The 10,575-nt window shown below is 67.2% G+C and carries 11 protein-coding genes; 7 read left to right on the top strand and 4 right to left on the bottom strand.

What is annotated here, in order from left to right; all coding sequences use genetic code 11:
• The 4 genes from mnmG to QZ189_RS09255 all read left to right on the top strand — a co-directional run.
• Positions 1-1,896 (top strand): tRNA uridine-5-carboxymethylaminomethyl(34) synthesis enzyme MnmG (mnmG, locus tag QZ189_RS09240; RefSeq protein WP_296421606.1); only part of this gene is annotated, 1,896 nt, incomplete at its 5' end.
• A gap of 24 nt (positions 1,897-1,920) precedes the next feature.
• Positions 1,921-2,568, top strand: coding sequence for a hypothetical protein (locus QZ189_RS09245; protein ID WP_296421607.1), 648 nt, complete (start codon positions 1,921-1,923; stop codon positions 2,566-2,568).
• Positions 2,569-2,578: 10 nt separating this feature from the next.
• The gene (locus QZ189_RS09250) at positions 2,579-3,193 is read left to right on the top strand and encodes a chorismate lyase (protein WP_296419665.1); all 615 of its coding nucleotides are present in this window, start codon (positions 2,579-2,581) and stop codon (positions 3,191-3,193) included.
• A 70-nt stretch (positions 3,194-3,263) separates the two neighbouring features.
• Positions 3,264-3,620: a hypothetical protein gene (locus QZ189_RS09255; RefSeq protein ID WP_296416134.1), complete on the top strand. Its 357-nt coding sequence runs from the start codon at positions 3,264-3,266 to the stop codon at positions 3,618-3,620.
• Here QZ189_RS09255 and QZ189_RS09260 read toward each other — a convergent pair.
• The gene (locus QZ189_RS09260) at positions 3,557-4,123 is read right to left on the bottom strand and encodes a hypothetical protein (protein ID WP_296416133.1); all 567 of its coding nucleotides are present in this window, start codon (positions 4,121-4,123) and stop codon (positions 3,557-3,559) included. The genes QZ189_RS09255 and QZ189_RS09260 overlap by 64 nt on opposite strands.
• Before the next feature lie 133 nt (positions 4,124-4,256).
• Positions 4,257-4,787: a SprT family zinc-dependent metalloprotease gene (locus QZ189_RS09265; protein WP_247476739.1), complete on the bottom strand. Its 531-nt coding sequence runs from the start codon at positions 4,785-4,787 to the stop codon at positions 4,257-4,259.
• An 83-nt stretch (positions 4,788-4,870) separates the two neighbouring features.
• On the opposite strand from QZ189_RS09265, the gene QZ189_RS09270 reads away from it, so the two are divergent.
• From QZ189_RS09270 to QZ189_RS09280, 3 genes are read left to right on the top strand one after another with little or no spacing between them, the layout of a single operon-like run.
• The gene (locus QZ189_RS09270; protein ID WP_010313615.1) at positions 4,871-5,299 is read left to right on the top strand and encodes a membrane protein; all 429 of its coding nucleotides are present in this window, start codon (positions 4,871-4,873) and stop codon (positions 5,297-5,299) included.
• Positions 5,300-5,311: 12 nt separating this feature from the next.
• The gene (ligA, locus tag QZ189_RS09275; RefSeq protein ID WP_296421608.1) at positions 5,312-7,357 is read left to right on the top strand and encodes an NAD-dependent DNA ligase LigA; all 2,046 of its coding nucleotides are present in this window, start codon (positions 5,312-5,314) and stop codon (positions 7,355-7,357) included.
• Complete coding sequence (locus tag QZ189_RS09280; RefSeq protein ID WP_010313630.1) at positions 7,354-7,518, top strand: hypothetical protein; 165 nt, start codon at positions 7,354-7,356, stop codon at positions 7,516-7,518. The genes ligA and QZ189_RS09280 overlap by 4 nt, the downstream gene beginning before the upstream one ends.
• Here QZ189_RS09280 and QZ189_RS09285 read toward each other — a convergent pair.
• A complete protein-coding gene (locus QZ189_RS09285; RefSeq protein WP_247476735.1) occupies positions 7,503-8,108 on the bottom strand; it encodes a TVP38/TMEM64 family protein in 606 nt (201 codons plus the stop codon). The two genes, QZ189_RS09280 and QZ189_RS09285, sit on opposite strands and share 16 nt — an antisense overlap.
• Positions 8,108-10,575, bottom strand: a 2,468-nt coding sequence (locus tag QZ189_RS09290; RefSeq protein WP_296421609.1) for a valine--tRNA ligase, incomplete at its 5' end; no start/stop codon positions are given. The genes QZ189_RS09290 and QZ189_RS09285, both read right to left, overlap by 1 nt.

Raw genomic sequence — 10,575 nt, forward strand, 5'->3', positions numbered from 1 at the left:
GAACACTTCGACGTGATCGTCGTGGGCGGCGGTCATGCCGGCTGTGAAGCGGCGATCACCGCCGCGCGATTGGGCTGCAGCACCGCACTCTTCTCCCTCAATCTCGACCGGATCGCCTGGCAGCCCTGCAATCCGGCGGTGGGCGGTCCGGCCAAGAGCCAGCTGGTTCACGAGGTGGATGCCCTCGGCGGCGTGATCGGGCGGCTGGCCGACGCCACCGCGCTGCAGAAACGGGTCCTCAACGCCAGCCGCGGTCCAGCGGTCTGGGCCCTGCGCGCCCAAACCGACAAGCGCCAGTACTCCCGGCAGATGCTGCAACTGCTGCAGCACACCCCCAACCTGGCCCTACGCGAGGCCATGGTCACCGGACTGGTGGTCGAGGACGCCGCGATCCAGGGCGTGCGGACCTACTTCGGCAGCACCTACAGCGCCGGGGCCGTGATCCTGACCGCCGGAACCTTCCTCGGCGGACAGATCTGGGTCGGCCATCAATCGATGTCAGCGGGTCGGGCCGGTGAACAGGCGGCCGAGGGCCTGACCGAGGCCCTGCAGGAGCTGGGCTTCCAGACCGATCGCCTGAAGACCGGCACCCCGGCCCGGGTGGATCGCCGCAGCATCGCCCTCGATCAACTGGAGGAGCAACCCAGCGACGCCGCCGATCGCTTCTTCTCCTTTGATCCCACCAGCTGGGTCAGCGGTGAGCAGATGAGCTGCCACATCACCCGCACCACCGCGGCCACGCACCAACTGATCAAAGACAACCTGCACCTGACGCCGATCTACGGCGGGGTGATCGATAGCAAAGGGCCCCGCTACTGCCCCTCGATCGAGGACAAGATCGTGCGCTTTGCCGACAAGGACAGCCACCAGATCTTCCTGGAGCCCGAAGGCCGAGACACCCCGGAGATCTATGTCCAGGGGTTCTCCACGGGACTGCCGGAGCGGCTGCAGTTGGAACTGCTGCGCACCCTGCCCGGGCTGGAGCAGTGCGTGATGCTGCGGCCGGCCTATGCCGTGGATTACGACTACCTGCCCGCCACCCAGCTCAAGCCCTCCCTCGAGACCAAACGGGTCAAGGGACTCTTCAGCGCCGGGCAACTCAACGGAACCACCGGCTACGAGGAAGCCGCAGCCCAGGGCCTGGTGGCGGGCCTGAATGCCGTGCGTCAACTGCGCCAGCAGGAGCCGGTGCACTTCCCCAGGGAAGGGAGCTACATCGGCACGATGATCGATGACCTGATCACCAAAGATCTGCGGGAGCCCTACCGGGTACTGACCAGCCGCAGCGAATACCGGCTGGTGCTGCGCGGAGACAACGCCGACCGCCGGCTGACGCCCCTGGGCCGTGAGCTGGGTTTAATCGACGACCGTCGCTGGGAGATCTACCAGCGCAAACAGGAGGCCATCGAAGCCGAAAAGCAGCGGCTCGAAAGCGTGCGACTCAAGGTCAGCGACCCTGTGGCGGCTGCCGTGGCCGAGGAAACCAAGGCGGCCATCAAAGGATCGATCACCCTGGCCGACCTCCTGCGGCGTCCGGGGTTCCACAGCGCAGATCTCGTGCGCCATGGCCTCGCCGAAGCCGAGCTCCCCCTCGACGTACGTGAGGGGGCCGAGATCGACATCAAATACAGCGGCTACCTGGCCCGGCAACAGCAGCAAATCGATCAACTGAAAAAGCAAGCCGAGCGCCGCATCCCCGAGGGAATCGATTACGAGCAGATCGGCACGCTCTCGCGGGAGGCCCGCGAGAAACTCAGCGCCATCGAACCCAGCAACCTGGGGCAGGCCTCGCGGATTCCTGGAGTCAGCCATGCCGATGTGACGGCTCTGATGCTCTGGTTGGAATTAGACAGTCGCCGCAACAACACCCTCGTCAGCACTCCGCAAAGCCGATAGGGTTCACCCACAGCGCTATGCCGCGTGGGCCCGATCCGCTCCATCAACACCTCCAAGGCCTACTGGGAGCTCAAGGCCGAGCAGGTGATGGATCGGGTCTTTCAACCGGCCTCCGCGCAGCAGGCCGAGCTCAACGACGCCATTGAGGTCGACGTTCGCGAGACAACGTCGACCGAAGCCAACAGGACCCGCCCAGCCCTGCTCCTGCAGTCCAAGCAGTGGCTCTTGGCCGGCCTGATTCTCTGTGCCCTGGGCTCCGGCCTTGGCCTCTATCAGGGCTGGAGTAGCGCGCAACGGCAACTCCGGCTCGAGCGCAACGCCCGCCTGCTCAGCGACCTGCGCAACCTCACCCCAAACGAAGAGCCCGCCACCAGCGAGGCCTTGCCGCCACCGCCGCCAGAGGAAGCCTGGATCACGCAGCTCCCGCCTCTTCCGGCCCTCCCAAGCGAGTCAGCGGCCCCAGCAGAAGCCATGCCGGAACTGGTAGGTGTCGTCCAGATCCCCGGCCAACGGGGATCGGCCATCTTTCAGCAGGGCAAGAGCTCAAGCAACGCCCTGATCGGAGAGCAGATCGGCAGCAGCGGCTGGCGGCTGGTCTCGATTCAGAGCGATGGGGCCGTGATCGAACGCAGTGGCGTGCGCCGGCGCGTCAGCATCGGGGCAGGTTTTTAAAGCCAAGCCCCTGAGCAGTTCGGATCAAGCCACTGAGCTCTGGCCCTCGCCCCAGCCCCTCTGGCAAGCCGCGCCTGAGGCCGTGGCCGCGGGCCTCTGCGCCGATGCCGTCAGCGGCGGCCCCCAACTCAGCGGTCCTTGGCGCCTGCTGCTGCTGGGGGATGGCAGCCCCACCCGCCACCTGCAATCCCTAACGGGACAACCCGTCCAGGTGGAGGTGATCGCCATGCGGGCCGATCAGCAGGTGGCCAGCGAAGCCCCCCTGGAGGTGGAAGAGCTCGAGCCACCGCTGGTGCGCAGGCAGGTCTGGCTGCGCTGCGGCCCCCTCACCCTGGCCTGGGCTGAGAGCTGGTGGAACCAAGAGCAAGCCGAACAACACCTCCAGGCCCGCAACCAGCCGATCTGGACCAGCCTCACCGCCAACCGCGCCGAGCTCTACCGCGAGGTCGATGGCCTGGCCCGGGTCCAGGCACCATCTCTGGAAGAGGGGTTTGGGATCCCAGGCCCCTACTGGAGCCGCCATTACCGCTTCTTTCGCGGAGGCCGGGAACTCACCGTGATCCGTGAGGTGTTCTCACCACTGCTGGAGCGCTGGCTGGGCCCTGCCGAACACAAAACTCCATAACACTTTCTAACAAGTGTTACGAGTTGAACGAAAAAAGGATTGACAGGTTGCGGGCTGGTGTGCTGGCGGGATGATTGACCTAACGCATCGGATGGTCATGACCGTGATTCCCTTCAGGAGCCGCTCTCGCAGACGGCCCCACACCAGCACCAGCCCTCCCCAGCCGACCCTTGTCGAGCAGTGGGCCTCTCTGTTGGAACTGCTGTCGGACGGCTGCGCCTCCATCAGCACCAGCGTCGAGCAAATGGCCGAGGACGTTCCCCGCGATTTGATCGCGCCGGTGAACGCCCAACTGCGCCAGCAGGGCTGCCCCTTCCAAGTGCAGGAACGGAAAGCCGGCACCCGGCGCTCCAAGCACCAGGTTCAGCGGACGCGTCGCCGGGTTGAGCGGGGCAGCGACCTACCCAGACCCGCATCGAACGGCTGAGGATCAACCACCTCCACGCTGCGATCTGAGATCCGTGGGCTGGCCTCCCGCTTCCAGCGGTTCAGCGTGAAGCTCTCGTCTTCTGGCCAAGCGTCGGGGTCGACGGGTTCTTGGGACGAGGCAGGGGCACTGGGTTGCGGCTGAGCCTCAACGCGCACGGGCGCGGGGGCCACTGCGGGGCGAGCAGATCGACCTCGGCGGGAGATCGCATCTAAGGGTTGGCGACGGCTCTGGGGCGCCGAGGGCTCCTCCCAGGACTCCCGCCAGCCGTCGTCATCTTCCAGAAGCCAGTCGATCTTGTCCTCTACCCAACGTCCGACCTGATCCAGGCGAAGGCCCGAGGAGGCACGGCGACCACCTGGACGAGCGCCGGAGACACCGTCCACCAGCTGGCGGCCGGCTGACACCCACTGGTCCATCCGTTGGTCCAGGCCGCGCTCCCCGCGGCGGTAGGCCGGGCGCTCCGGTCGCTCAGGGGACCAGTCGTCGTAGGAGTCGCGCATCCAATCAGGCTAGTGAGGCCTACCCCCGCCCCAGGCGGCGGGCACGCAACCAGCGCTCACGCCCGAGACCCAGCAGGGCGATCGAGACGCCGCTGAGTTGCCAAACCCAAAGAACCGTGGCCATGGGCGGAACTTAGGCGGCGGAGCGCTCGAAGACCAGCTGGAAACGGGCGCTCCAACGGCCGCCTTCAAAACGGTCGCAGCATTGACGGCAGGCCACCCCCTGACGGCGGCGGCGGTAGGGGGACTGCAGGCCGCAACCGGGGCAGCGGGCCAGCCACTTCGCCGGTTGCGCCGGCACCGGAAAGCTATGGCGCACGCTGACCTGGAACTCCTGCTGGGCCCCGTTGATCGCCGCCATCCGCGCCCGGAACTGGGGTCCATGGACCTCATCGGCGCGGACCACCCGATGGATCCAGGCGTGGATCATTTCGTGGCAGAGCGTGCTGAGGCAGGCCTCCAGCGGCAGCGGCTCCAGCAAGGGGCGCGAGAGAACGATCTCACTGACGCCGGGCCCGTAGCGGTAGAGACCGGCACTGCGGCGCATCCGCCCGTCACTCCAGCGCACGCTCACCAGGCTGGTGCCATCGGCGCTGGCCAGGGAACCGTCGAAGTGCTCGCGGTTCAGGCGGTGATACAGCGGCAGCAGCGGTGCAAGGGGCACGCCGGAGGAGCTGGACGGCTGCGCCGCATTCTGACGGGGCCGTCAGTCAGACTCGTGGGCCGCATACAACTGTCCCGGGCGCGATGGACCTCAATACGGCCCTGATCTCTCAGATCGGCACCAAAGCCCTGTTGGCTGGCGCCGGGGCCCTCCTCCTCTACTGGACCATCAGCGCCGTGAAGCTGGTGCTGAATGCCCGGGGGATCAATCCGGTCATCAAGCAGTTCTTCACCCAGGTGGCCTCCGGCCGGATCGACGCCGCCTACCTGCTGACCACCAAGAACTACCGCTCCCACGTGAACCGGCAGCAGTTCATTCGCTTCCTGGCCGGCCTGCAGCTGAACAAGTACCGCAACCTCAAGTCCGGCCGTCCCCGGATCCAAGAAGACCAGATCACCCTGACCGTGAAGCTCAAGGCCGAAGACAACGCCGAGCTGCCCCTGGACTTCACCTTCGTGAAAGTCGAGGACGACTGGAAGGTCGATCGCATCCAAAAGATGGCCGCTGCCTGATCACGCCCTGCCGTGAGCAGCACCACCAGCGGGACCCAGGCACGCGCCAGCGAACTGCGTGACCTGCTCAACCGAGCCGCGCACGCGTACTACGTCCTCGATGCCCCCGTGATGGAGGACCCGGTCTACGACCGGCTCTATCGCGAACTCCTGGACCTGGAGAACGCCGACGCCAGCCTGATCAGCGCCGATAGCCCAACCCAGCGCGTCGGGGGAGCGCCGGCGGCGGGCTTCAGCAGCGTGCGCCACCGCATCGGCCTGCTCAGCCTCGACAACGCCTTCAACACCGATGAGCTCGAGGCCTGGTACGGCCGCCTACTCAAGGTGCTGGACCGCGAGGCCGGCACCGCCCTGCCGATGGTCGGTGAGCTGAAGATCGACGGCAATGCCCTGGCCCTCAGCTACGAGAACGGGGTGTTGGTGCGGGCCGCCACCCGCGGCGACGGCGAGCAAGGGGAGGAGATCACCGCCAACGTCCGCACGATCGCCTCAGTTCCGCTGCGGTTGCAGCTGGAGAACCCGCCGGCCTGGCTGGAGGTACGCGGCGAAGCCCTGATCCCCGATGGCACCTTTGCGGCCATCAACAGCGAGCGTCAGGCCCGCGGCGAGGCCCTCTTCGCCAACCCCCGCAACGCCTGCGCCGGCACCCTGCGGCAGCTGGACCCCAAGGTGGTTGCCGCGCGCAAACTCGACTTCTTCGCCTACACCCTGCACCTGCCAGCGGACTGGAGCGGGGGCCCCGCCAGCCAGTGGGAGTCCCTCGACTGGCTCAAACAGGCCGGCTTCAAGGTCAACCCCAACGCCGCCCTACTGCCTGATCTAGCAGCGGTCGAGGCCTTCTTCGAGCACTGGGACGAGGGCCGCCGCCAGCTGAACTACGCCACCGATGGCGTCGTCGTGAAGCTCAACGACCTGCGCCTTCAAGACGCGGCCGGCTTCACCCAGAAGGCCCCGCGCTGGGCCATCGCCCTGAAGTACCCCGCCGAGGAGGCCCCCAGCAAACTGCTGCGGCTCAGCTGCCAGGTGGGACGCACCGGAGTCATCACCCCAGTGGCGGAGTTTGAACCCGTACCCCTGGCGGGCACGAGCGTCAGCCGCGCCACCCTGCACAACGCCGATCGACTGCTGGAGCTCGATCTCCACGCCGGGGACACGATCGTCGTTCGCAAGGCCGGCGAAATCATTCCCGAGGTCGTGCGGGTCCTGCCGGAGCTGCGCCCGGCTGCCGCTGAGCGGCTGGAGCTACCCCACACCTGCCCGGAGTGCGGCTCCGAGCTCGTCCGCGAAGAAGGGGAAGCCGCCACCCGCTGCGTCAACAGCAGCTGCCCGGCGATCCTGCGCGGCGCCCTGCGCCATTGGGTCAGCAAAGGCGCCCTCGATGTCGATGGCCTAGGCAGCAAGTTGATTGAGCAGTTGGTGGACCGGGGCCTGGTGGGCTCCATCGCAGGCCTCTACCGGTTGGATGGCGCCCTGCTCTGCAGCCTGGAGCGCATGGGCAGCAAGAGCGCCGAGAACCTTGTGGCCGCCTTGGCGGAGTCCAAACAACAGCCCTGGCACCGCCAGCTCTACGGCCTCGGCATCCACCATGTGGGCGAGGTCAACGCCAAAGCCCTGGCCAAGGCCTTCCCCAGTGCAGCGGACCTGGCCACCGCCGCCACCGAGACCCCCGAGGCGATCACCGCCGTCTATGGCATCGGCGCTGAGATCGCCCAGAGCCTGCAGCAGTGGTTCTCCACCGGTGCCAACCAGGAGCTGCTGACCAGCCTCGAGCGCCTGGGCTTCAGCCTGGCCAGCGGCGACGAGGAACAACCCGAGCCGAGCGGTCCTGCGCCATTGACCGGCCAGACCTTCGTGCTCACCGGCACCCTGCCGAGCCTGAGCCGCAGTCAGGCCCAGGCCCTGATCGAGGCCGCGGGCGGCAAGGTGACCGGCTCGGTCAGCAAAAAAACCAGCTATGTCGTGGCGGGCGAGGAAGCCGGCAGCAAGCTGAGCAAAGCCGAGAGTCTCGGGATTCCGGTGCTGGATGAAGCCAGCCTCCAAGCCCTGCTTGCCCCATGAGCCAACCCGCCGTCTACCGCTGGATCAAGACCGAATGCGGCCGCGCCAAGTTCGCCGATCTCGCCGCGCGCCCCGGCCCCCTCGCCAAGCTGCGCCTGGCCTGGTTCGTGCTGATCGCGGCGCTGCGCGACTGGCCGCTGCCGGATCAGTCGGAAGGCTGAGCTGCTTTTAAGGCCCGCTGGGCGGCCCGGCCCACAAGCCAAACCGAGGCCACCGTCGCGGCGATGCCCACCACCCGCAGGGCCCAGGTGAAGGGATCCGCCTCGCCGCTCAGCACCTCGCCGAAGCGGGCCACATCACCGGCGAGGGCCCCCAGACCGCAGAACAGGATCGTGCCGGGGATGATCCCAATCAGGCCAATCGTGTAGTCGCGCAGGCTCACCTCGCTCAAGCCATAGGCCAGGTTGAGCAATGAGAAGGGAAACGCCGGCGAGAGGCGGGTCAGCAGCACCAGCTTCAGGCCCTCGCGGCTCACCGCCTGCTCCACCGCCTGCAGCTTGGGGAAGGCCTCCAGCCGGCGCATCGCCCAGTCCCGCAGCCAGGTCCGTCCCAGCAGAAAGGCCGCTTCAGCCCCGAGGCAGGCCCCCACGAAGACGATCAGGCTGCCCCACCAGGTGCCGTACAAGGCTCCAGCCAGCATCGAGGCCCAGACCCCCGGCAGCAACAGCGTCACCCAAATCCCATAGAGGGGGATGAACAGCAGCGCCCCCGCGGGGGACTGCAGAACCGGAAGCCAGCTCTGCCAATCCATCAACCGAGGTCGGCCAGACGCTTGCGGGCCAAATCGGCCTGGGCCTGGGCTTCCGCCAGGTTGGCCTGGCACTCGGCCACCACCTCAGGGGGGGCTTTGGAGGCGAAGTTGGGGTTCGAGAGGCGACCCGAGAGCCCCTTGATCTCCTTCTCGGCCTTGGCGATGTCCTTCTCCAGCCGGCCCCGCAGCGCCTCGAGATCCACCAGTCCGTCGATCGGCAGCAAGACCTGAAGCTCACCGCTCACACCGGCCAGGGCCTTCGCGGCAGGGTTGGCATCGGCGGCGGCCGGGTCCAGCACCTCCACCTGCTCCGCGCGGGTCAGCGCAGTGATGTCGGCGGTGGCGGCAGTCAGCACCGAGGCCAGTTCAGAGCGACCGGTGACGAAGCGCACCGGCACGCCCTGGCTGGGCTTGAGGCCGGCGACAGCGCGCAGGTTGCGGACCACCCGAATCGCCTCAATCAACTCGGCAAACGACGACTCCAGCTCGTCATCCAGGGCCGAAACGTCGAGGGCCGGCCAGGGCTGCAGGGCCAGGAACGTCTCTTCGGGCTCGCCGTTCAGGCCATGCCAGAGCTCCTCGCTGAGGTGGGGCATCAGGGGATGCAGCATCACCAGCAATTCATTCAGTGCCTTGGCCAGCACCTGGCGGGCCGTGCGCTGGTCGGCCAGGGCTTCGGCACTGGGGTTCTCGCCCGGGTTCAGGCGGCGCTTGATCAGCTCGACATACCAGTCGCAAACCTCATTCCAGGCGAACTCATAGAGCCCCTTGGCCGCCTCGCCGAGGCCATAGCTGCCGTAGCGCTCGGCGCTGTCGCGGTTCACCCGGGCCAGGCGCGAGAGGATCCAACGGTCCGCCAGCTGCAGGGCCGCGGGATCCGGTTCACCCAGGCTGGAGGGGGTCTCCCCACCCAGGTTCATCAGGGCAAAGCGGGTGGCGTTCCAGAGCTTGTTGGCGAAGTTGCGTGAGGCCTCCACCGTGGCGGAGGTGTCCGACTTGCGGTCGTAGTCCAGGCGGATGTCCTGGCCAGCACCGGCCACCTCACGCACCAGGGCAAAGCGCAGGGCATCGGCGCCGTAGCGCTCGATCAGCAGCAGCGGGTCAATGCCATTCCCCGCCGACTTGCTCATCTTGCGGTTGTTCTCATCCCGCACCAGACCGTGGATGTAGACGTCCTGGAAGGGCATCTGGCCGGTGAAGGCGCCGGCCATCATCGTCATCCGGGCCACCCAGAAAAAGATGATGTCGAAGCCCGTCACCAGCACGCTGGTGGGGTACCAGCGCTGCAGGTCAGCCGCCTCGGCATTGGGCCAACCCATGGTGGAGAAGGGCCAGAGACCACTGGAGAACCAGGTGTCGAGGGCATCCGGATCCTGCTCAAGAACAGCACCCGCCCCGAACTGGGCATCCGCCTTGCTCTGGGCTTCGGCCTCATCCCGGGCCACCACATAGGGGGTGGAATCGGTGATCACACCGCCGGTCTCGCTGACCACAAACCAGGCGGGAATGCGGTGACCCCACCAGAGCTGGCGGGAGATGCACCAATCGCGAATGTCCGTGAGCCAATCGCGGTAGACCTTGCTCCAGCGCTCCGGAACAAAGCGGGGATCGGCGTTCTCGAGGGCCTCGCGGCAGCGGGCCGCCAAGGGCTCGGTTTTGACGAACCACTGGGTGGAGAGCAGGGGCTCGACGGGCACCTTGCCGCGATCGGAGAAGGGAACGCTGTGGCGGTAGTCCTCCACCTTCACCAGGAAGCCTTCGGCCTCCATCGCCGCAACCACGGCCTTGCGGGCTTCAAAGCGATCCAGCCCCTGGAAGCGACCGGCGGCCTCATTCATCGAGCCGTCCTTGGCCATCACCGTGATCAGCGGCAGGTTGTGGCGCTGGCCGATGGCGAAGTCGTTGGGGTCGTGGGCGGGGGTGACCTTCACGCAACCCGTGCCGAACTCGGCATCGACGTGGTCATCGGCCACGATCGGAATCTCCCGGCCCACCAGCGGCAGGGTCAGGGTCTGACCCACCAGCTCTGCATAGCGGGGGTCCTTGGGATTCACCGCCACGCCGGTGTCACCCAGGAGGGTCTCCGGGCGGGTCGTCGCCACCTCCAGGAAGCCCTGGCCGCTGCTCAGGGGATAGCGGAAGTGCCAGAGGTGACCATCCACCTCCTTCATCTCCACCTCCAGGTCGCTCACGGCTGAACCGGAGGCGGGGCACCAATTGACCAGGTACTCGCCCCGGTAGATCAGCCCCTGCTCATGCAGGCGGTTGAAGGCCTCGATCACCGCTTCGCTGCAGCCGGCGTCGAGGGTGAAGCGCTCCCGGCGCCAGTCCACCGAGTAGCCGAGGCGGCGCAGCTGGCCGACGATCGTGCCGCCGCTCTGGGCCTTCCATTCCCAGGCCTTCTCCAGGAAGGCCTCGCGGCCGAGGTCTTCCTTGCGCTTGCCGTCGGCCTTGAGCTGCTTCTCCA

The organism is Vulcanococcus sp. CPBay_Sum15L08_68 (genome assembly GCF_017855895.1).
In the GTDB taxonomy this organism is placed as follows: Bacteria; Cyanobacteriota; Cyanobacteriia; order PCC-6307; family Cyanobiaceae; genus Vulcanococcus.

Coding starts and splice junctions, on each gene's coding strand:
- QZ189_RS09255 (WP_296416134.1), top strand. CDS start 3,264: ATGATTGACCTAACGCATCGGATGGTCATGACCGTGATTCCCTTCAGG.
- QZ189_RS09260 (WP_296416133.1), bottom strand. CDS start 4,123: ATGCGCGACTCCTACGACGACTGGTCCCCTGAGCGACCGGAGCGCCCG.
- QZ189_RS09270 (WP_010313615.1), top strand. CDS start 4,871: ATGGACCTCAATACGGCCCTGATCTCTCAGATCGGCACCAAAGCCCTG.
- QZ189_RS09280 (WP_010313630.1), top strand. CDS start 7,354: ATGAGCCAACCCGCCGTCTACCGCTGGATCAAGACCGAATGCGGCCGC.
- QZ189_RS09285 (WP_247476735.1), bottom strand. CDS start 8,108: ATGGATTGGCAGAGCTGGCTTCCGGTTCTGCAGTCCCCCGCGGGGGCG.